Source organism: Pseudomonas sp. GW821-FHT09A09, assembly GCF_059418405.1.
Genome location: NZ_JBWKPU010000009.1, coordinates 134,449 through 154,781, shown reverse-complemented (window position 1 = coordinate 154,781; position 20,333 = coordinate 134,449). Strand labels below are relative to the sequence as shown.

Below are 20,333 nucleotides of genomic sequence, written 5' to 3'. Positions count from 1 at the left end.
GCCACCATGTCCCAGGATTTCTACTTTTTGCTGATGCCGGGCTTCTCGGCCATTGGCTTTATCTCTGCGCTGGAACCGCTGCGGGTGGCCAACCGCTTCCGTGGTGAGTTGTACCGCTGGCACGTGTTGAGTGCCGACGGCGGCGCGGTGCTGGCGAGCAATGGCATGTCGGTCAACGCCGACGCTGCGCTGGAGCCGCTGAAAAAGGGCGCGACGTTGTTAGTGGTGGCGGGTTTCGAACCGCTGCAGTTCGCCACGCCCGCCCTGGAGCACTGGCTGCGCCGCCTCGATCACGACGGCGTGACCCTGGGCGCCATCGACACCGGCGCCTGCGTGCTTGCCGAAGCTGGCCTGCTCGACGGCCATCGCTTGACCCTGCATTGGGAGGCCATTGACGCCTTCAAGGAATCTTATCCACAGCTCACCGTGACCCAGGAGCTGTTCGAGATCGACCGCCGCCGCATCACCTGCGCCGGCGGGACGGCCTCCATCGACCTGATGCTCGACCTGATCGCCCAGGCCCATGGCCCGGAGCTGGCGATCCAGGTGTCCGAGCAGTTCGTGCTCGGCCGCATTCGCCCGCGCAAAGACCACCAGCGCATGCAGATTGCCACGCGTTACGGCATCAACAACAAAAAGCTGGTGCAGGTGATCGGTGAGATGGAACAGCACACCGAGCCGCCCTTGAGCACCCTGGCCCTGGCAGAAGCGATCAAGGTCACGCGGCGCCAGCTGGAGCGCCTGTTCCGCCTGCATTTGAACGACACCCCCAGCAACTTCTACCTCGGCCTGCGCCTGGAAAAAGCCCGGCAGCTCTTACGTCAAAGCGACATGAGCGTGCTGGAAGTGAGTATTGCCTGCGGGTTTGAGTCGCCGTCGTATTTCACGCGCAGTTATCGGGCGCGGTTTGCCAAGTGCCCGAGGGAGGATCGGCGACGGGAGGTAGTTTGACGGGCAATTATAGTCAATTATACTCCTGACTATAATTTATAGTCCTTTGAATAATTGAGTATAAAACCATGTCCAAGCACAGCGGCTTTGTATTCCGCCGCCCCGCCCTGGCTAGCAGCATTGCCGACGGCCTGGTGGGGGCTGGCATTCAGGATTTCACCTCTGGCCTGTTTCTCGCAGCGCCGCGCCGAACAGGCAAAAGTACCTTTCTACGTGAAGACCTGATCCCGGAGTGTCAGCTTCGAGGCTGGCTGGCCGTGTATGTCGACCTGTGGGCGGACAAAGAGAAAGACCCGGCAGAGTTGATTGCCAGCGCAATTGCTGCTTCGCTGGTGCCCTATGAAAAGGGCATCCGCAAGTTGGCCAAGAACATTGGCATCGAAAAGCTGAGCTTTCTGCGGACACTGTCCTGGGATTTCAGCAAGCCTCAGTTGCCTGTTGGCGCGACGTTGACCCAGGCGCTGGAGCTGCTGCATCACGCGGCGGAAAAACCCGTTGTGCTGGTCATTGATGAAGCGCAGCACGCGCTGACCAGCGATTCAGGCATCAACGCGATGTTCGCGTTGAAGGCCGCCCGGGATCAGCTCAACCAAGGGCGTGATGAGGAGGGCAGTGGGTTGCACCTGGTGTTCACCGGCTCCAACCGCGACAAGCTGGCCCACTTGGTGCTGGGCAAAAGCCAGCCGTTCTTCGGTTCCAGCATCACGCCGTTTCCGCTGTTAGGCAAAGCGTTCACCCAGGCCTACACCGCGCACCTCAACGCGAATCTGGCCAAGACTAACCAGTTCAACGCTGCCGACATCGATGAGGCCTTTGAGTTGGTGGGCCGTCGTCCCGAGATGCTGCGCACCATTATTGGTGAAGTGGCGTTGGAACTGGGCGAGGCGAGCAACCTGGGCCAACTGCTGCACAGCCGAGCCGAGTTGCTGCGCGCAGGTGTGTGGACCGAGTTTGAAAGCGCCTGGAACAACCTCACTATTCCCCAGCGTGCCGTGCTGGACGTGATGGTGGAGCGTTCGCAAAACAACGAACCGTTTGCGCCGTTTACCGACAGCACCCTCGCGGCGGTCAGCAAGGCGCTGGAAGAGATGGGCAGCGATGTAGTGCCGGGCACCCAGACGATTCAGGCTTGCATTGATGCCCTGCGGGATAAGGAGCTGGTGTGGAAGTCGAGCCGGGGCGGGTATGCCCTGGAGGACAAGACGTTTGGCGATTGGCTGAAGCACAAGCGGCGTACACCTGACTAAGGGGCAACTCAAATCAAATGTGGGAGCTGGCTTGCCTGCGATGGCGGTGGGTCAGCACGATAGATGTCGACTGATGTACCGCTATCGCAGGCAAGCCAGCTCCCACAGGGGATAGGTGGTGTGGCTTATTTTTTCAGCAGGGCCGAACACGCCGCTTTGTAGGCTTCATGCTGGTACTTGTTCAGCGTCGCCGGCAACTCGAAGTTGTGCTTCTTGTTCTGCGCATTAATGGTCTGCGGCGACAGCAGCGTCACCTCCACACCGTCGAGCAGCTGAAACACCCCTTCAATCTTGAACGTGGTCGGGCCGCCGGCGAACTCACCCTTCTTGCTGCGTTTCTTGATGGCGATACGGGTGATGCCGTTTTCCTGCACAAACGCCTTCACCTGTACGGCAAAGGCTTTGACGTTGGCCGCTTCATCGTCGTCTTCCAGGGCGATTTTCTTGGTGGCCAGGGTGACATGGGCCAGCGCCCCGTTGTCCAGGGAAGCGACAGCGATGACGGCTTCGCTGCCTTTGATTTCGATGCCGCAGAGAGTCATTTTCGAGCCTATGGAATGAGAGGGGGTCAGTAATAGCGATCTTCGGCTTTGTGCTGATAGATCCGGTGCACGGTCCACAGGATCAGCATCCAGCACACAATCATCAAGCCGCTGCTGGCGCTCATGATGTAGAAATTAGGCGAACTCGAATGAAAGTTGGCCTTGATGTTATGCACCGTTGGAAACCATTTTGAATACACCACGGCGACCTCGTCGCCGACTTCGTAACCAGGGTCTTCAACGAAGCTGCTGTTATTCACCATGCCGTCTTCGCGTTGGCCTTCATGGCTGAACGAGTAATAAACGTTGGTGCTTGTGTTTCGCGGGCCGACGCTTTCGAGTTGAGTGATTTCCCCAACGGCTTCTACGGGGGCTGCCTTGATCAGTCCGTGTGGTGCACCCCGGCTGACCGACAGGGACAGCATCAGTGACAGTATCAATGTGAATATAAACAGCAGAACAGCGCGCGTGAACAGGTAATCCCGTTCCGCTTCGCGGGCGTAATACATGTGAATTCCTTTTCAACGTTCCAAGCGGTGTTAAGCCTGTTATTCCTGTCCGATCGACTCCAAAAACTCCGACCGCTCATCACTCATCCGCGCCAGGCAGTCGTTCTGCTGGATGGCGTATTCCTTGGTGCCGTTCACTGCCGGGAAGGTGTCCACGGCGCAATCGGCATCACGCAGTTTTTCCCACTTCTGCTGGGCATCCTTCAGACGAGCGGTAATGTCGGCGAGCTGCGACTTGTTGCTGCCGTAGGTCGAACCCATGCGTTCGAGCAGGCCTTGGTAGTTGTCCTTGAGCAATTGCTCGGCGGTGGTTTTGTTGTAGGTGGCGCATTCCAGGGTTTGCTTGTCGTTTTCGATGCCATCGCACGGCGTGTTGTCGGTGTCTTCAGCCGCGTGTGCGGTGGTTGCGATGAGTGCCAAAGCCAGGAAAATCGATTTCATTGCGCCGTCTCATATCAGGTGATGCGGAATTCTGGCCCAAGCGTAAGACAAATAACAGCTGCCAGTCAGACGTGTCTTGATGCCCTTTGTCGCGGATTGACGCTTTCGACAACTCCCAGAGGATGTACGTACGATTCCAGAGTCAGCTATCAAGCCCTCGATGGAATTGGTCGTATAGGTCTGCGTACATTTTTCCCAAGATATATTGCTTGTACTCGTTGCGTTCAAACCGCAGTAGCCGTGCTTTCAGGTAGGCGTCCTCGATCTTTAGTGGACCGCCGCTTTTGTCAGCATCTTCATCAGGCATGTTTTTGATGACCTTTTGGTTTCCTAACAGCGCCTCAATTTCCACCTGTGAGGCAATAAAGTCGACCCCTTCGCAAGACATGTGTTCATAGCGAGCTGCAAGAGCGAAGAGAGACATACTATTGCTGCTCGCGACACAGTCTGCGGGCCAAAGTAGTTCAATTGTCAACTCATTTTTTATTTTTTGAAACGAGCCGATAATATCTACGATGGTTTTAGATGCGTGGGTGATCTTGAAGTTTATAGTTTCCTCATCAAAATATGGATGCAGATGTTTGTTGGCGTAAACGTCGTCATCACCTTTAAGAGAAGAGTTGCACGAGTAACAGCTAGGAATGAGGTTGCATAGGGTTAAAGCCAAATGTGGATAAAGCGATTTTGGATAAAAATGGTCAAGTGTAGGTCTGAGTGCCCCATCCTCACCCTTAAATACAGTAAAAGCGTATGCGTGGTGGCAGTAAGGGCAGATTTTAAGCTTGGACTCTCGACAAAGACTATAGGCGTTCCAGCCGGGTTTCTCTTTGTTGCTAAAGTATGTGTAGTTGAATGCGTGCTTCAAATCATCAATCAGATGGTTATATTCAAACACATTGACATGATTTTTTATCTGCAGCAGCCATTGAACAGTAATGTCCATGTCCGCACGCTGATGGGATGTCAGTCTATTTCTAATAAGTCGAACAAACGGCTGGGACAGCGTCGACTTAAGTGTGTCGGCAGGTCTTTCGAGGAAACGTCTAATTACCGAATTCAAATATGTAGTGTGTTGATTTTCGGCCGTTTTCCAAGTGTTGGCAGCATTGATAATCACGATGGGCGCTCGCTCATTCTCACAAGCTCTCGTTTTATGATCGGGTCATCGATGATCGAAATAAGATACTTGTCACGAGGTGAGAGTTGTTTATGCTTAATGTTCTCAATCGTTGAATTTATTCGTCGTGTAGCAAATTCGCCAATGGTGCTTGCATCAAAGCAAATGTTCAATATTGCGTTAAGCGGTGCAGCAAATGAAGGCTGATCCTCTTGCGGTACTCGAGCCTGGCCGGTTTCCGGTAGCTGCAATTGGCATATGAATTCCTTGGGTACATCAGACGTCAACAAGGGAGAGTGAGACGCTATGATTAGCTGTAGGCACGGGATTGAAAACTCTGTCTTACACGCAGCCAGAAAATTGTTGACCTGCCAGATGTACTTACGCTGCCAAGCCAGATGCAAAAAAGCATCGCCTTCATCAATAAGTACTAGGATTTTCGCGGCCTTGTCAGGCTTTGTGGCTAATTGCTTGATTGCTTCATAGATGGAGATTACTTGATTTATTATTGCCCATTGGCCTGAGCTCATGCCGGGCAGCACAATGTCGAAAATACTTAAATTTGAATTCTCGAAGATCCTGCGGTCGCGTTCTACTTGAATTTGATACTGATGAGTGCCGCGTGCAACTTTTTTGAAGTCGAATCTTTGCAAGATCATAAGTGTTCGTTTGAACAGTGTGTGACAACTGATCGCCTTGTCTTCTCTTGAAGGTAAGAGAGTGATTGTCTTGAAGTAGTAAGATGGGATGTCTTCGGTGAGTAGCGAGACATAGGCTCGGAAACTGTGATTCATTTTCTGCATGGCCTGGAAAACGCCAAATAGTGCGAGCAGGTAATTTTCTGGATTATTGACGTTGTGTTGCGCGGAGGTATTCAAGTCCAATAGTATTTCGTCGCCGAGCGAATCAATCCTGCTTTTTAACTCGAGCTCCATGTGAGTTAGCTCGTCTTGATTTCCATTGAAGTCCGAGAATTTTTTAAGACGCTTTTCCAAATCCCTGATGGACAGTACACCGGGGTGGTCGAAAACCTTCGAATATTCGTTTTTCTCGTCGTCAATCAGCGCTCTCGCTAGAAAATCCTTGATTTTTCTTTCGTCAAACCTAAATCTCGCGAAAAGTTCCAGGCTCAGGCCGAACTCTTCTAAGATGTTTTTATGTTCATAAAGTTGAAAGAGGTTTTGGTCGCGGGCGCGCGAGGCATCGATAAAGTTTGTCTGTTTTCTGAAGGTCAATCGGTTACGCACGGGCGTGTAGTAGACTAAACCCCATTCGCTTAAGTTTTTTTGATCGAATGTTCCACGGTAATCAAATGACAGTCGGCAGTCCGAATCAAATTTAGGTCGAGCCCGAGGCGCGAATTTTTCCACCGTCTGTTGAAGAAATCGGCTTTTCCCGCTGCCATTGGGTCCAATGAGTAAGGAAACAGAGTCGATATCGAATAGATTGTGGCTCTCCCTGTTACGTAAATGAAGAATCGCCCCGTCTTGATCGATTGAAGTGAGCATTTCCCCGAATCTCCTTTTCTAATTGAGCTTTTTGATCATGCCTTTGGGCTGCTTCACCGCGCCTTAAGGCGCGGGTCTTTTGGTCCTGCCGGACAAATTACAAGGAGTAGAGGCCTAATGCCATATTTGCCAATTGTCGTGGATTGACGCTTTCGGCAATTCCCCTGTCGTTTTTGCACCCGGCTCTGTCGGCCCCTGGGCATATGCTGGCCCCAAAGCGCCGGCAGACGATTCGGCGCGTGAATCGCCAATAAGGGGACGCCTGATGAGCCCAGCCGAATTGCACGCCGACAGCATCGTTATCGACGGGCTGATTATTGCCAAGTGGAACCGCGACCTGTTCGAGGACATGCGCAAAGGTGGCCTCACCGCCGCCAACTGCACCGTGTCGGTGTGGGAAGGGTTCCAGGCCACCATCAATAATATCGTGGCCAGCCAGACCCTGATCCGTGAGAACAGCGACCTGGTGATCCCGGTGAAAACCACCGCCGACATCCGCCGCGCCAAGGAACTGGGCAAGACCGGCATCATTTTCGGCTTCCAGAACGCCCATGCCTTCGAAGACCAACTGGGCTATGTCGAGATCTTCAAGCAGCTCGGCGTGGGGGTGGTGCAGATGTGCTACAACACCCAGAACCTGGTCGGCACCGGCTGCTACGAGCGTGACGGCGGCCTGTCGGGCTTTGGCCGTGAGGTCGTCGGCGAGATGAACCGCGTCGGCATCATGTGCGACCTGTCTCACGTGGGCTCCAAAACGTCCGAAGAAGTCATCCTCGAATCCAAGAAACCGGTGTGCTACTCCCACTGCTTGCCGTCCGGGCTGAAAGAGCACCCGCGCAACAAGTCCGATGAAGAGCTCAAGTTCATCGCCGACCACGGCGGTTTTGTCGGCGTGACCATGTTCGCGCCGTTCCTGGCCAAGGGCATCGATTCGACCATCGACGACTACGCCGAAGCCATCGAATACACCATGAACATTGTCGGCGAAGACGCCATCGGCATCGGCACCGACTTCACCCAGGGCCATGGCCAGGATTTCTTCGAAATGCTGACCCATGACAAGGGCTACGCCCGCCGCCTGACCAGCTTCGGCAAGATCATTAACCCGCTGGGCATCCGCACCGTGGGCGAGTTCCCCAACCTCACCGAGACCCTGCTCAAGCGCGGCCACAGCGAGCGCGTGGTGCGCAAGATCATGGGCGAGAACTGGGTCAACGTCTTGAAAGACGTCTGGGGCGAATAAGCCACCGCTCTCCTAATCCTTAACCCGCTGCCCTTCGCGCAGCGGGCATCCAAACGAATTTTCTGGAGTTAAGTTTCCATGGCCAAGATCGCCCCGCAATTGCCTATCGAAGTCGACAGCGAAACCGGTGTCTGGACTTCCGACGCCCTGCCGATGCTGTACGTGCCGCGCCATTTCTTCGTCAACAACCACATCGGTATTGAAGAAGTGCTGGGCGCCGATGCCTATGCCGAAATCCTCTACAAAGCCGGCTACAAGTCCGCCTGGCACTGGTGCGAAAAAGAAGCTGAATGCCACGGCCTGGAAGGCGTTGCGGTGTTCGAGCACTACATGAAGCGCCTGTCGCAACGCGGCTGGGGCCTGTTCAAGATCCAGGACATCGACCTGGACAAAGGCACCGCCAGCGTCAAGCTGGAACACTCGGCGTTCGTCTATGTGTACGGCAAGGTCGGGCGCAAGGTCGACTACATGTTCACCGGCTGGTTTGCCGGCGCCATGGACCAGATTCTTCAAGCGCGCGGGAGCCAGATCCGCACTGTCGCAGAGCAAGTCTACGGAGGCTCCGAAGAGGGCCACGATGACGGCCTGTTCACCGTCAAGCCGTTGTAAGCCGAGGACCGTGCCATGGCTTTCGAAGCAATGTTCCAGCCGATCCAGATCGGCAAACTGACCATTCGCAACCGCGTACTCAGCACTGCCCACGCCGAGGTGTATGCCACCGACGGCGGCATGACCACTGACCGCTATGTGAAGTACTACGAAGAGAAAGCCAAGGGCGGCATCGGCCTGGCGATCTGTGGCGGCTCCTCGGTGGTGGCCATCGACAGCCCGCAGGAATGGTGGAGCTCGGTCAACCTGTCCACCGACCGCATCATCCCGCACTTCCAGAACCTCGCCGACGCCATGCACAAGCATGGCGCCAAGATCATGATCCAGATTACCCACATGGGCCGTCGCTCGCGGTGGGATGGTTTTAACTGGCCAACCCTGATGTCGCCCTCCGGCGTGCGTGAGCCGGTGCACCGTGCCACGTGCAAGACCATCGAGCCGGAAGAAATCTGGCGCGTGATCGGCAACTACGCCCAGGCTGCACGCCGTGCCAAGGCCGGTGGCCTGGATGGCGTGGAACTGTCCGCCGTGCACCAGCACATGATCGACCAGTTCTGGAGCCCGCGGGTCAACAAGCGTACTGACGAATGGGGCGGCACCTTTGAAGGCCGCATGAAGTTCGGCCTGGAAGTACTCAAGGCCGTACGCGCCGAAGTGGGCGATGACTTCTGCGTGGGCATGCGTCTGTGCGGTGACGAATTCCACCCGGACGGCTTGTCCCACGAGGACATGAAGCAGATCGCCAAGTACTACGACGACACCGGTATGCTCGATTTCATCGGTGTGGTCGGCTCAGGGTGTGACACGCACAACACCCTGGCCAACGTGATCCCGAACATGAGTTATCCACCGGAGCCATTCTTGCATTTGGCGGCCGGTATCAAGGAAGTGGTCAAGGTGCCGGTGCTGCATGCGCAGAACATCAAGGACCCGAACCAGGCCACGCGGATTCTGGAAGGCGGTTATGTGGACATGGTCGGTATGACCCGTGCGCATATTGCCGACCCGCACCTGATCGCCAAGATCAAGATGGGCCAGATCGACCAGATCAAGCAGTGCGTCGGCGCCAACTACTGCATCGACCGCCAGTACCAAGGGCTGGATGTGCTGTGCATCCAGAACGCCGCGACCTCCCGCGAATACATGGGCGTGCCGCACATCATCGAAAAATCCACCGGGCCAAAACGCAAAGTCGTGGTGGTCGGTGCCGGCCCTGCCGGGATGGAAGCTGCGCGCGTCGCTGCCGAGCGTGGCCACGACGTGACCTTGTTCGAGAAAAAAGAATTTATCGGTGGGCAGATCACCACGGCGTCCAAGGCGCCGCAGCGTGACCAGATCGCCGGTATCACCCGCTGGTTCCAGCTGGAGCTGGCACGCTTGAAAGTTGACCTGCGCCTGGGCGTGGCGGCCGATGCCGACACCATCCTGGACTTGCGTCCGGACGTGGTGGTACTGGCGGTCGGCGGCACCCCGAACGTCGAACAGAACGAACACTGGGGCGCGGCCGAAGGCTTGGTCGTCAGCAGTTGGGACGTGCTCGACGGCAAAGTCGCGCCGGGCAAGAACGTACTGGTGTACGACACCATCTGCGAATTCACCGGCATGTCGGTGGCCGACTTCCTGGCCGACAAAGGCAGCCAGGTCGAGATCGTCACCGATGACATCAAGCCGGGCGTGGCCATCGGCGGTACGTCGTTCCCCACCTACTACCGCAGCATGTACCCCAAAGAAGTGATCATGACCGGCGACATGATGCTGGAAAAGGTCTACCGCGAAGGCGACAAGCTGGTGGCGGTGCTGGAGAACGAATACACCGGCGCCAAAGAGGAGCGGGTGGTGGACCAGGTGGTCGTCGAGAACGGCGTGCGCCCGGACGAAGCCATCTACTACGCACTCAAGGAAGGCTCGCGCAACAAGGGCCAGATCGACGTCGAAGCCCTGTTCGCGATCAAGCCGCAACCGTGCTTGAGCGAAGCGGGTGACGGGTACTTGCTGTTCCGCATCGGTGACTGTGTGGCGCAGCGCAATACCCACGCTGCGATCTATGACGCCCTGCGCCTGTGCAAGGATTTCTGACGGCTTGTGGAGAACCCTGTGGGAGCGGGCTTGCCCGCGATAGCGGTGGTTCAGTAGACATCTTTGTTGACTGACACACTGCAATCGCGGGCAAGCCCGCTCCCACAGGAATTGAGCAAGGCATCTCGACCTGCAAGACCCCGAGGTCTTTGGGAGCTTCACCATGCTGAACACCCTTCTTCCCATCCTGCTGTTCGCCGCCCTGGGCCTCGCCGTCCTCGGCGCCCTGCGCCGGGTGAACATGTGGCGCCGTGGCCGTGCGTCCAAGGTCGACTTGCTGGGCGGCCTGCTGGCCATGCCCAAGCGCTACATGGTCGACCTGCACCACGTGGTCGCCCGCGACAAATACATCGCCAACACCCACGTCGCCACGGCGCTCGGGTTTGTGCTATCGGCGCTGCTCGCCATTCTGGTGCACGGTTTCGGCCTGCATAACCGCATCCTCGGTTATGCCCTGCTGTTGGCCTCGGTGCTGATGTTTGTCGGCGCTACCTTCGTGTACCTGCGTCGTCGCAACCCGCCGTCACGCCTGTCCAAAGGCCCGTGGATGCGCCTGCCGAAGAGCCTCATGGCGTTCTCGGTGAGCTTCTTCCTGGTCACCTTGCCGGTGGCCGGGATTCTGCCGGCTGACTTCGGCGGCTGGCTGCTCGCCGCCTTGCTGAGCGTGGGTGTGCTGTGGGGTGTGTCCGAAATGTTCTTCGGCATGACCTGGGGCGGCCCGATGAAGCACGCCTTCGCCGGTGCGCTGCACCTGGCCTGGCACCGCCGTGCCGAACGCTTCGGCGGTGGCCGGTCCACCGGTTTGAAGCCGCTGGACCTCAGCGATAAAACCGCGCCCCTGGGCGTGGAAAAGCCCAAGGATTTCACCTGGAACCAACTGCTCGGTTTTGACGCCTGCGTGCAGTGCGGCAAATGCGAAGCCGCGTGCCCGGCGTTCGCTGCCGGCCAACCGCTGAACCCGAAAAAACTCATCCAGGACATGGTGGTCGGCCTGGCCGGTGGCACCGATGCCAAGTTTGCCGGCAGCCCGTATCCAGGCAAAGCCATTGGCGAACATCGCGGCAACCCGCACCAGCCGATCGTCAACGGCCTGGTGGACGCTGAAACCCTGTGGTCCTGCACCACCTGCCGCGCTTGCGTGGAAGAGTGCCCGATGATGATCGAGCATGTGGACGCGATCGTCGACATGCGCCGCCACCTCACCCTGGAAAAAGGCGCGACCCCGAACAAGGGCGCCGAAGTCCTGGAAAACCTGATCGCCACCGACAACCCCGGCGGTTTTGCACCGGGCGGGCGGCTGAACTGGGCAGCGGATTTGAACCTGCCGCTGCTCAGCGAAAAAGGCACCACCGACGTGCTGTTCTGGGTCGGTGACGGCGCCTTCGATATGCGCAACCAGCGCACCTTGCGTGCGTTCGTCAAAGTGCTTAAGGCCGCCAATGTGGACTTCGCGGTACTCGGCCTGGAAGAGCGCGACAGCGGTGACGTGGCCCGCCGCCTGGGCGATGAAGCGACCTTCCAGCTGCTGGCCTCGCGCAACATCCAGACCCTGGCCAAATACAGCTTCAAACGCATCGTCACCTGCGACCCCCACAGTTTCCACGTGCTGAAAAACGAATACGGCGCCTTCAACGGCAACTACCTGGTGCAGCACCACAGCACGTTTATGGCCGAGCTGATCGGCGAAGGCGCGTTGAACCTGGGCCAGCACAAAGGCAATAGCGTGACCTACCACGACCCGTGCTACTTGGGCCGTTACAACGGTGAATACGAGGCACCGCGCCAAGTACTGCGTGCGCTGGGTATCGAGGTTAAGGAGATGCAGCGCTCGGGCTTCCGTTCACGTTGCTGCGGCGGCGGTGGCGGGGCGCCGATCACTGACATTCCCGGCAAGCAACGTATCCCGGACATGCGCATGGAAGACATCCGCGAAACCGGTGCCGAGCTGGTGGCCGTGGGTTGTCCACAGTGCACGGCGATGCTTGAGGGTGTGGTCGAACCGCGCCCACTGATCAAAGATATTGCCGAGCTTGTTGCTGATGCATTGCTCGAAGACGCCGCACCGGCAAAAGCTCCTTTAAAGCGTGAACCTGCGGAGGTGCACTGATGAGCGACATTATCCGCCGCGACCCCCGGGCCGAATGGATCGCCCGTAACCGCCTGCACCCGCTCCATGCGGCGATGCAGCCGGTGCAACACAGCTGGATGGGGCCCAACGGCGTCATCCGCAAGAATGTGCATGGCGTCGGTTTTATCGGCCCCAACGGTATCAAGCGCATCGACCGCAGCGGCGCCCAACAGGGCGGCGCGGCCAAGCGCACGGCGGCGGTGGAAGTGCAGTTGCCGTTGCACCAGGTGCCAGCGCCTGCGTTCTACATCAACGTGGTGCCGGACATGGTCGGCGGCCGCCTGAGCAGCCACGACCGCGACTTGCTCGGCCTGGCGCGGCAGTTGGCCGGCAGCGACGGCGCCGTGCTGGCGGTGGTGTTTGGCGAGCACAAGGAAAGCGCGTTTGCCACAGCCGGCGTCGACCGCCTGCTGGTGTTGGAAGGTCACGCATTCGACGGTTATTCACCGGAGCAACGTGTCCAGGGCCTGCGGGCTGTGGATAACCAATTCAACCCGCGTCACTGGCTGCTGCCCGACAGCCGCAGCGGTGGCGGTGAATTGGGCCGACGCTTTGCCGCCAGCCTCAAGGAACGCCCGGCCACCCGCGTCTGGCAGATCAAGGGCAACGAGTGCATCGGCCGTGCTGGCGCTGGCCAGGAAGACTTGGCCCGCCCTCTGCCGCGCCTGATCCTGGCGGCTGCCGAGTGCGCCGATCCGGTCAGCGAAACCCGTCACGAAGCCTTGCCCGTGGAGTTATCCACACCCCTGGCCCGCAGCCTGCCGCGTATCGAGGACCTCGGCGCGGTGGCGGTGGACCCGGCGGCGATTCCCATGGCCGAGGCGGAATTCATTTTCTCTGGCGGCAACGGCGTGAAGGACTGGGCGCTGTTCCACCAGACCGCCGCTGCACTGGGCGCCACCGAAGGCGCTTCGCGGGTGGCGGTGGACGACGGCTTCATGGCGCGTGATCGCCAGGTCGGCGCCAGCGGCACTTGGGTCACGGCACGGGTGTATGTGGCGGTGGGGATTTCCGGGGCGATCCAGCACCTGCAGGGCATCGGTGCCTGCGACAAGGTGGTGGCGATCAACCTGGACCCTGGCTGCGACATGATCAAGCGTGCCGACCTGTCGGTGATTGGCGAAAGCGCCGCGATCCTGCACGCCTTGATCGCGGCGGTCGAGGCTTACCGCAACGGCGCCAAGCGCGATGCAGCTTAAGGAGTTGGCCATGACCACGAATGTAATCAGCCTGGTGTCCATCGGCGCCCACCCCACTTCAGGGCGCCCGCGCCGTGCCGAGCAGGACGCGCGCGCCGTCGAACTGGGCCTGCAAATGGCTGGGGATAAGTTGCAGGTGCTGCATGCCGGCAACATCAACGAGCCGACCCTGCGCAGCTACCTGGGCATGGGGTTGCCGCAACTGCAGGTGCTGGAACAACCCGCAGGCAGCGATGCCTTGCCGGTGCTCAGCGACTACCTGCGCGAGGCAGGTGCCCAGGTGGTGCTCGCTGGCAGCCAGGCGGAAACCGGCGAAGGCTCGGGCATGCTGCCATTCCTGCTCGCCGAACAATTGGGCTGGCCGTTGATCGTCGGGCTGGCGCAAGTGGAGTCCATCGACGGCGGCGTGGCCCATGTGCTGCAAGCCTTGCCACGTGGCCAACGGCGCCGCTTGAAGGTGCGCTTGCCGTTCCTGGCAACGGTGGACAACGCCGCGCCCAAGCCCCGGCAAAGTGCCTACGGCCCCGCGCAACGCGGCGAGTTGGCTGCCCATGAGGTTGAGGTGGAAGAGGACGAGTTATTCACAGGCGCCGTGCTGCAACCGGCCAAACCTCGGCCCAAGCGCCTCAAAGTGATCAAGGCCAAGAGCGGTGCCGATCGGATGAAAGCCGCAACGGCCAAGGCCAGTGGCGGCGGCGGGCAAGTGCTCAAGGGCCTCAGCCCGGAGGCGGGTGCCGAAGCCATCCTCAAGCTGCTGGTTGAAGAAGGCGTCGTACGCTAACCCAAAACCCCCCCAAACCTTGTAGGAGCCGGCTTGCCGGCGATAGCGGTCGTTCAGCCGACTGATGTCTCGACTGACATACCGTCATCGCCGGCAAGCCGGCTCCCACAATGGGCTTACCCACAATCCCTGTTGACCCGTCTGTGGATAACCTGTTCGCGGCTGTCCACACCCCTTGCAAATCAAGCCCTGCAGCGCCCTGTACGAAAAACAACCAGGCTAACTGGCGGTTTTTCCTGGGTTTTTTCCCTGTGCGAAACCGCGTTTACGCACAGACTTGCCCCCAAAGTCTGTTGGCGCTTCTGTGGATAAGATGTTCGCTTTCGGCTGAGAGCCTTATAAAACGTGGCTTACACAGACTTGGGTAAAAAATGACCAATTTGACTGTGAAACCGTGAAAACCCCCGGTTCATGACGGTTTGATAGGGTTTTCCACAACGTTTTTGAAGTTACACCCAATCTCTGTTGGTGGCTCTGTGGATAAGGTGTTTGCGTACTGCTACAGGCCTCTATCTACGGGGTTTGTAGGTGTTTGATCAATAAGTGAGCAATGCATGCTTAAACCCCATGAGTTGAATAAGTCACGGATTTTCTTCAATTAAGTTCAGGTGAATGGCGCAGTTGCCCACAATTGCTGTGGGTGGCTTTGTGGATAAGTTGTTGGGTAACGGCTGGAGGGCAGGGCGTTAAAGGGTTTCAAGAGGTTTGATCAAATTTTGAACACTGTGCAGATGCAAATGTGGGAGCTGGGTTGCCTGCGATGAGTGCAGTGAATTCACCGCCGATATCGCAGGCAAGCCAGCTCCCACAGTTTGGTCTTTGTGGGCTCTGTTACTCGTGTACTGCCACACCCTTGAGGTAAGGCGCTGGCGCCGCCCCCAGGTTGCTCAGCATGCGCTCGCTGTACCAGTCCACGAAGTTCACCACGCCGAACTCATAGGTCTTGGAGTACGGGCCAGGCTGGTAGGCGGTGGAGTTGATGCCCCGCTGGTTTTCTTCGGCCAGGCGACGGTCCTGGTCGTTGGTGGCGTCCCACACTTCGCGCATGCGCGCCGGGTCGTAGTCCACGCCTTCCACCGCGTCCTTGTGCACGATCCACTTGGTGGTGACCATGGTTTCCTGGGCGCTGATCGGCCACACGGTGAACACGATGATGTGGTCGCCCATGCAGTGGTTCCAGGAGTGCGGCAGGTGCAGGATGCGCATCGAGCCCAGGTCCGGGTTCTTGATGCGGCCCATCAGCTTGGCGCAGCCTTGCTTGCCGTCCATGGTCATCGACACGGTGCCCTTGAGCAGCGGCATGCGCACGATGCGGTTACGCAGGCCGAAGCTGGCGTGGGCGTAAGGGATCTTCTCGGCATCCCAGGCAGCGGCGGAGGCGGCTACGTGGTCCTTGAAGGCCTGGTCGGCACGCGGGTCGGTGACGTCGTCCCATTCCAGCAGGGTTTTCAGCAGCTCGGGGTGCGACGCGTTGCAGTGGTAGCACTCGCGGTTGTTTTCCAGCACCAGTTTCCAGTTGGCTTTTTCCATCAAGGTGGTTTGCACCGCCACCTTGGTGTTTTCCATGTCGTACGGTTCCATGTAATGGGTGAGCGTCGACAGGAAGTCATCGATGGCCGGCGGGTTCTCCGACAGGCTGATGAAGATGTAGCCGCCGGCGGTCTTCACGTTCACCGGCTTCAGGCCGTATTGCTTCATGTCGAAGTCGGCGCCCATCTCGGTGCCGGCGAACAGCAGGCGACCGTCCAGTTCGTAGGTCCACTGATGGTAGTGGCACACGAGTTTGGCGACCTTGCCCTTGTCGCTGGTGCACAAGCGCGAACCACGGTGGCGGCAGACGTTGTGGAACGCATGCACCACGCCTTCGGCACCACGGATCACGATGATCGGGTTCTTGCCCACTTGCAGGGTCAGGTAGTTGCCCTTGGTGGGGATCTCGCAGGTCATGCCGGCGATCAGCCACTCTTTCTGGAAGATTTCCTGCATGTCGATATCAAACAACCGCTCATCAGAGTAGAACGGCTGTGGCAGCGAAAAGGTGCGCTCGCGCTCTTGCAGCATTTGCGCGGTGGCCTTGCGTGCGGGTTCCAGCGGATCGCCCAAGCTTAAGGTTGCGGTGACGTCCATCGTGTAGGTCCTCATGGCCATTCTGTGTGGCCGAGATAAGTGGCTAATCAGGTGTGCAGCAAGGCGTAAAGAAAGCGTCGTTGTTGGGAGCGAGTGTGGGGCCGCCGATGGGCCGAACCTTATCCATGGGCGACATGGCCCAATCTGTTCCCGACGCGCAACCCTAGGTCGTTGGGGGCTGGTCGCGATAAGTATGTGAATGTCGCAGATAGGTAAATGGGTGGTTCTGGCGTTACGCAGAATCGCCACCATAAGGCCGATGTCGGCGGTGGAGAACAACATGTCCAATAATTTCCTGAATCCGGTAACCACCCAGACCTGGGCCAATGGTCGGCACATTGTCCGTTGCGTCAAAGTCATCCAGGAAACCTGGGACGTGCGCACCTTCTGCTTTATGGCCGACCAGCCGATCCTGTTCTTTTTCAAGCCGGGTCAGTTCGTCACCCTGGAGCTGGAAATCGAAGGCCAGCCGATCATGCGTTCCTACACCATTTCCAGCTCGCCGTCGGTGCCTTACAGCTTCTCGGTGACCATCAAGCGCGTGCCGGGCGGCAAGGTGTCCAACTGGCTGCATGACACGCTGCATGAAGGCCAGGAACTGGCGGTGCACGGGCCGGTGGGCCTGTTCAATGCCATCGACTTCCCAAGCCCCAAAGTGCTGTACCTCAGCGGCGGCGTGGGCATCACGCCGGTGATGTCCATGGCGCGTTGGTTCTACGACACCAACGCCAACGTCGACATGACGTTTATCCACAGCGCCCGCTCGCCCAAGGACATCATTTACCACCGCGAGCTGGAGCACATGGCGTCGCGGATTGATAACTTCAGCCTGCACCTGATCTGTGAGAAACACGGGTTGGGTGAGCCGTGGGCCGGTTATCGCGGTTACCTGAACCACAAGATGCTCGAACTGATGGTGCCGGACTTCCTGGAGCGCGAAGTGTTCTGCTGCGGGCCTACGCCCTACATGAACGCGGTGAAGCGCCTGCTGGAAGTGGCCGGGTTCGACATGACGCGTTATCACGAGGAATCCTTCGGTGCCACGCCACCGGAAGCCCGTGCCGATGCAGTCGAACAAGCCGAACAAGCCGCCGACGCGCCAGAAATCGACCTGGCGGATCTGCACCAGGTGGAATTCATTGCCTCGGGCAAGAGCATTCGTGTGGCCCCGGGCGAAACCGTGCATGCGGCGGCGGCCAAGCTTGGCTTGTTGATTCCAAAAGCCTGCGGCATGGGCATCTGCGGCACGTGCAAGGTGATGAAGCTGGGGGGCGAGGTCGAGATGGACCACAACGGCGGGATCACCGAGGAAGACGAAGCCGAGGGCTACATCCTGTCGTGCTGCAGCGTGCCGAAAGGCGACGTGCGCATCGAATTCTAAAGGCTTGCACCGCCCCCTGTAGGAGCCGGCTTGCCGGCGATGGCGATCATGAGGACGCCATCGCAGGCAAGCCAGCTCCCACATGGGGGGGTTATTGGGCGTAGATGTGTACGACGAAATGCTGGCCTGATGCTGTCAATTCATAGACTTTATCGTAGATCCGCAACGTCCTTGATGGCTCGCGGATGGTGTCGCCGACTTTCGCGTATTTGCGGAACTCATCCCAGTCAATGACGGTGGTGCTGACGCTGCCGTCGCTTTCCAGGGTGTTGCCGATACTCTGATATTCCATGGCTTAGCTCTCTATTGGATGTCCATTTCCGGCCGATCATTCGGCAGGTTGTCGTACCGAAAGGAGAGCCGCTGCTGCGGCGTTTTCCTTCCGGGCTCCAAGAGGCTAGACAATGAAAATGCAGCGTGCTGCTGTCAGAAATATCAAATAACAGACTCGGCACTGCGCCAGTATCAGGCGCCCATCACTTCCCGAATATCCGCCGCGAGTTCTCTTACACGCTCTTCCTCGGTATCCCACGCACACATGAACCGAGCGCCGCCTTTACCGATGAAGGTGTAGAAGCGCCAGCCCTTGGCTGTCAGCGCCGCGATGGCGGGTTCCGACAGCTGCAGGAACACGCCGTTGGCCTGCACCGGGAACATCAATTCCACGCCGGGGATGTCCGCCACCAGGCTGCTCAGCAGCTGCGCGCAATGGTTGGCGTGGCGTGCGTGTTTGAGCCAGGCGTCGTTTTCCAGCAAGCCCACCCACGGGGCCGAGAGGAAGCGCATTTTCGAGGCCAGTTGGCCGGCCTGTTTGCAGCGGTAATCGAAGTCTTCAGCCAGCTTGTGGTTGAAGAACAGGATCGCTTCACCCACGGCCATGCCGTTCTTGGTGCCGCCAAAGCACAGCACGTCGACGCCGGCTTTCCAGGTCAGGTCGGCTGGCGAGCAGCCAAGGAACGCGCAGGCGTTGGAGAAGCGCGCGCCGTCCATGTGCAGGTTCAGGCCCAGCTCCTTGCAGGTGACGCTGATGGCGCGAATTTCTTCCGGGGTGTACACGCTGCCCACTTCGGTGGCCTGGGTCAGGGTCACTACGCGGGGTTTCGGGTAGTGGATGTCCTGGCGCTTGAGGGCGATCTCGCGGATCGATTCCGGGGTCAGCTTGCCGTTTTCGGTGCGGGCGGTGAGCAGCTTGGAACCGTTGGAGAAAAACTCCGGCGCGCCGCATTCGTCAGTTTCGACGTGGGCGGTTTCCGAGCAAATCACGCTATGGTAGCTCTGGCACAAGGACGACAACGCCAGGGAGTTGGCGGCGGTGCCGTTGAAGGCGAAGAACACTTCGCAGTCGGTTTCAAACAGGTTGCGGAAACCGTCGGCGGCGCGGTGGGTCCATTCATCGTCGCCATAGGCGCGCTGATGACCCTGGTTGGCTTGTTCCATGGCGGCCCAGGCTTCCGGGCAGATGCCGGAATAGTTGTCGCTGGCAAATTGTTGGCTCTTGTCGGTCATGGCCCATTCCTGTGGTCGATGTTGGTGCGCACTGTAACCAAGATTGTCGCGGGTGCGCACGCTCTGTAAATGCAAAGTCACTGGGGAATTATGCACGGTACTGAAACGATTCCTGTCGGACGCGTCCGTGATGGCGCTTTGGATTTGCTCAAGTGGCTGGCGCTGCTGTGCATGGTGCTGGACCACCTGCGGTATGTCGGCTTGAGCCTGGATGGCCTGTACGTGCCGGGGCGCCTGGCGTTTCCGTGGTTTTGCCTGGCGATTGCAGCGAATCTGCACCGCGTAAGAAATGCACCCGTGACCGGTCAGTGGCGCTACCTGGGATGGCTGTTGCTGTTCAGCGTGATCAGCGAAGTGCCGTACCGGCTGTTTATCGACGATGCCGATACGTTGAACGTGTTGCCGACCCTGGCGCTGGGCCTGCTGGTTGCCCGAGGATGGCAGCAGAAGGCGCTTTTTGATCGAGAATTGGCGCTGGTTGCCGTCATGATTGCCGCTGTGTTTTCCGCGCAGTTGATGTTCGGTTTTTTCGGAGTGTTGTTGCCGTTGGCGATGCTACTGGTGTTTCGTCGTGCCTGGTATTTCAGCCTGTTGCCGGGTGTGGTCTGCATGGCCGCCAATCAATGGCAGATTTTGCTCGAGAGCGGCACGCCGGTCGCATTGATGGGGTTGGCGGCATGTCTGATTGCGCCATTGGCTGGTCTGTTTCTGTTGCGACGTGCCAAAAACGTCTCGCCACCGGCCATGCGGCGTTGGGCTTATGTCCTCTATCCCCTGCATTTCCTGCTGCTGTTACTCGTCCGCCAGATCATCGCCTAACCCCCTGTGGGGCGGGCTTGTGTGGGAGCTGGCTTGCCTGCGATGCAGACACCTCGGTCTCTCAGCTAAACGGTGGTGATGCCATCGCAGGCAAGCCAGCTCCCACAAAAGCCAGCGCCCATACAGGCCCATTCTCACATTTGTTCTGC

The 20,333-nt window shown here is 58.5% G+C and carries 18 protein-coding genes; 10 read left to right on the top strand and 8 right to left on the bottom strand.

Features of this window, described 5'->3' with window-relative positions; all coding sequences use genetic code 11:
• Positions 1-6: 6 nt before the first annotated feature.
• Positions 7-951: a GlxA family transcriptional regulator gene (locus AC07OV_RS10455; RefSeq protein WP_016977789.1), complete on the top strand. Its 945-nt coding sequence runs from the start codon at positions 7-9 to the stop codon at positions 949-951.
• Between the two features lie 68 nt (positions 952-1,019).
• Entirely contained in the window at positions 1,020-2,198 is a 1,179-nt protein-coding gene (locus AC07OV_RS10450) for an AAA family ATPase (protein WP_495092178.1), read from the top strand.
• A 125-nt stretch (positions 2,199-2,323) separates the two neighbouring features.
• Here the strand turns inward: AC07OV_RS10450 and AC07OV_RS10445 are convergent, their stop codons facing one another.
• The 5 genes from AC07OV_RS10445 to AC07OV_RS10425 all read right to left on the bottom strand — a co-directional run bounded on the left by AC07OV_RS10445 (position 2,324) and on the right by AC07OV_RS10425 (position 6,315).
• A complete protein-coding gene (locus tag AC07OV_RS10445) occupies positions 2,324-2,740 on the bottom strand; it encodes a DUF3010 family protein (RefSeq protein ID WP_495092177.1) in 417 nt (138 codons plus the stop codon).
• Between the two features lie 26 nt (positions 2,741-2,766).
• Positions 2,767-3,249, bottom strand: coding sequence for a hypothetical protein (locus AC07OV_RS10440; RefSeq protein ID WP_494997298.1), 483 nt, complete (start codon positions 3,247-3,249; stop codon positions 2,767-2,769).
• Between the two features lie 39 nt (positions 3,250-3,288).
• On the bottom strand, positions 3,289-3,690 hold the full coding sequence (locus AC07OV_RS10435; protein WP_176996680.1) for a lysozyme inhibitor LprI family protein: 402 nt from the start codon (positions 3,688-3,690) through the stop codon (positions 3,289-3,291).
• Positions 3,691-3,832: 142 nt separating this feature from the next.
• Positions 3,833-4,807, bottom strand: coding sequence for a hypothetical protein (locus AC07OV_RS10430; RefSeq protein ID WP_494997299.1), 975 nt, complete (start codon positions 4,805-4,807; stop codon positions 3,833-3,835).
• Positions 4,804-6,315, bottom strand: a complete 1,512-nt coding sequence (locus tag AC07OV_RS10425; RefSeq protein WP_495092176.1) for an AAA family ATPase — start codon at positions 6,313-6,315, stop codon at positions 4,804-4,806. The genes AC07OV_RS10430 and AC07OV_RS10425 overlap by 4 nt, the downstream gene beginning before the upstream one ends.
• Positions 6,316-6,580: 265 nt before the next feature.
• Here AC07OV_RS10425 and AC07OV_RS10420 point away from each other — a divergent pair, with 265 nt between their 5' ends.
• The 6 genes from AC07OV_RS10420 to etfB all read left to right on the top strand — a co-directional run bounded on the left by AC07OV_RS10420 (position 6,581) and on the right by etfB (position 14,351).
• Positions 6,581-7,558, top strand: a complete 978-nt coding sequence (locus AC07OV_RS10420; RefSeq protein ID WP_176996679.1) for a dipeptidase — start codon at positions 6,581-6,583, stop codon at positions 7,556-7,558.
• Between the two features lie 78 nt (positions 7,559-7,636).
• Positions 7,637-8,167, top strand: coding sequence for a DUF5943 domain-containing protein (locus tag AC07OV_RS10415; RefSeq protein WP_016977793.1), 531 nt, complete (start codon positions 7,637-7,639; stop codon positions 8,165-8,167).
• Positions 8,168-8,182: 15 nt separating this feature from the next.
• Positions 8,183-10,243: a dimethylglycine demethylation protein DgcA gene (dgcA, locus tag AC07OV_RS10410; RefSeq protein WP_017256151.1), complete on the top strand. Its 2,061-nt coding sequence runs from the start codon at positions 8,183-8,185 to the stop codon at positions 10,241-10,243.
• Between the two features lie 163 nt (positions 10,244-10,406).
• Complete coding sequence (gene dgcB, locus AC07OV_RS10405; protein WP_495092175.1) at positions 10,407-12,350, top strand: dimethylglycine demethylation protein DgcB; 1,944 nt, start codon at positions 10,407-10,409, stop codon at positions 12,348-12,350.
• Positions 12,350-13,570 carry an electron transfer flavoprotein subunit alpha gene (gene etfA, locus AC07OV_RS10400; RefSeq protein WP_495092174.1) on the top strand — a complete coding sequence of 407 codons (1,221 nt, stop codon included), beginning with the start codon at positions 12,350-12,352 and terminating at the stop codon, positions 13,568-13,570. The genes dgcB and etfA overlap by 1 nt, the downstream gene beginning before the upstream one ends.
• 10 nt (positions 13,571-13,580) lie before the next feature.
• Complete coding sequence (gene etfB / locus AC07OV_RS10395; RefSeq protein WP_176996675.1) at positions 13,581-14,351, top strand: electron transfer flavoprotein subunit beta; 771 nt, start codon at positions 13,581-13,583, stop codon at positions 14,349-14,351.
• Between the two features lie 831 nt (positions 14,352-15,182).
• Here etfB and gbca read toward each other — a convergent pair.
• Positions 15,183-16,478, bottom strand: a complete 1,296-nt coding sequence (gene gbca, locus AC07OV_RS10390; protein ID WP_016972861.1) for a glycine betaine monooxygenase oxygenase subunit — start codon at positions 16,476-16,478, stop codon at positions 15,183-15,185.
• 280 nt (positions 16,479-16,758) lie between these two features.
• Here gbca and gbcB point away from each other — a divergent pair, with 280 nt between their 5' ends.
• Positions 16,759-17,859, top strand: coding sequence for a glycine betaine monooxygenase reductase subunit (gbcB, locus tag AC07OV_RS10385; RefSeq protein WP_028618224.1), 1,101 nt, complete (start codon positions 16,759-16,761; stop codon positions 17,857-17,859).
• Between the two features lie 91 nt (positions 17,860-17,950).
• Here gbcB and AC07OV_RS10380 read toward each other — a convergent pair whose 3' ends face one another.
• Positions 17,951-18,151 carry a hypothetical protein gene (locus AC07OV_RS10380; protein ID WP_176996674.1) on the bottom strand — a complete coding sequence of 67 codons (201 nt, stop codon included), beginning with the start codon at positions 18,149-18,151 and terminating at the stop codon, positions 17,951-17,953.
• A 173-nt stretch (positions 18,152-18,324) separates the two neighbouring features.
• Positions 18,325-19,365, bottom strand: a complete 1,041-nt coding sequence (locus tag AC07OV_RS10375; protein ID WP_110620199.1) for a threonine aldolase family protein — start codon at positions 19,363-19,365, stop codon at positions 18,325-18,327.
• Between the two features lie 90 nt (positions 19,366-19,455).
• Here AC07OV_RS10375 and AC07OV_RS10370 point away from each other — a divergent pair, with 90 nt between their 5' ends.
• Positions 19,456-20,184: a TraX family protein gene (locus AC07OV_RS10370; RefSeq protein ID WP_495092173.1), complete on the top strand. Its 729-nt coding sequence runs from the start codon at positions 19,456-19,458 to the stop codon at positions 20,182-20,184.
• The last annotated feature ends 149 nt before the right edge of the window (positions 20,185-20,333 follow it).

Coding starts and splice junctions, on each gene's coding strand:
- AC07OV_RS10370 (WP_495092173.1), top strand. CDS start 19,456: ATGCACGGTACTGAAACGATTCCTGTCGGACGCGTCCGTGATGGCGCT.
- gbcB (WP_028618224.1), top strand. CDS start 16,759: ATGTCCAATAATTTCCTGAATCCGGTAACCACCCAGACCTGGGCCAAT.
- gbca (WP_016972861.1), bottom strand. CDS start 16,478: ATGGACGTCACCGCAACCTTAAGCTTGGGCGATCCGCTGGAACCCGCA.
- etfB (WP_176996675.1), top strand. CDS start 13,581: ATGACCACGAATGTAATCAGCCTGGTGTCCATCGGCGCCCACCCCACT.
- dgcA (WP_017256151.1), top strand. CDS start 8,183: ATGGCTTTCGAAGCAATGTTCCAGCCGATCCAGATCGGCAAACTGACC.
- AC07OV_RS10425 (WP_495092176.1), bottom strand. CDS start 6,315: ATGCTCACTTCAATCGATCAAGACGGGGCGATTCTTCATTTACGTAAC.
- AC07OV_RS10420 (WP_176996679.1), top strand. CDS start 6,581: ATGAGCCCAGCCGAATTGCACGCCGACAGCATCGTTATCGACGGGCTG.
- AC07OV_RS10375 (WP_110620199.1), bottom strand. CDS start 19,365: ATGACCGACAAGAGCCAACAATTTGCCAGCGACAACTATTCCGGCATC.
- AC07OV_RS10415 (WP_016977793.1), top strand. CDS start 7,637: ATGGCCAAGATCGCCCCGCAATTGCCTATCGAAGTCGACAGCGAAACC.
- AC07OV_RS10380 (WP_176996674.1), bottom strand. CDS start 18,151: ATGGAATATCAGAGTATCGGCAACACCCTGGAAAGCGACGGCAGCGTC.
- AC07OV_RS10450 (WP_495092178.1), top strand. CDS start 1,020: ATGTCCAAGCACAGCGGCTTTGTATTCCGCCGCCCCGCCCTGGCTAGC.
- AC07OV_RS10440 (WP_494997298.1), bottom strand. CDS start 3,249: ATGTATTACGCCCGCGAAGCGGAACGGGATTACCTGTTCACGCGCGCT.
- AC07OV_RS10455 (WP_016977789.1), top strand. CDS start 7: ATGTCCCAGGATTTCTACTTTTTGCTGATGCCGGGCTTCTCGGCCATT.
- etfA (WP_495092174.1), top strand. CDS start 12,350: ATGAGCGACATTATCCGCCGCGACCCCCGGGCCGAATGGATCGCCCGT.
- AC07OV_RS10435 (WP_176996680.1), bottom strand. CDS start 3,690: ATGAAATCGATTTTCCTGGCTTTGGCACTCATCGCAACCACCGCACAC.
- dgcB (WP_495092175.1), top strand. CDS start 10,407: ATGCTGAACACCCTTCTTCCCATCCTGCTGTTCGCCGCCCTGGGCCTC.
- AC07OV_RS10445 (WP_495092177.1), bottom strand. CDS start 2,740: ATGACTCTCTGCGGCATCGAAATCAAAGGCAGCGAAGCCGTCATCGCT.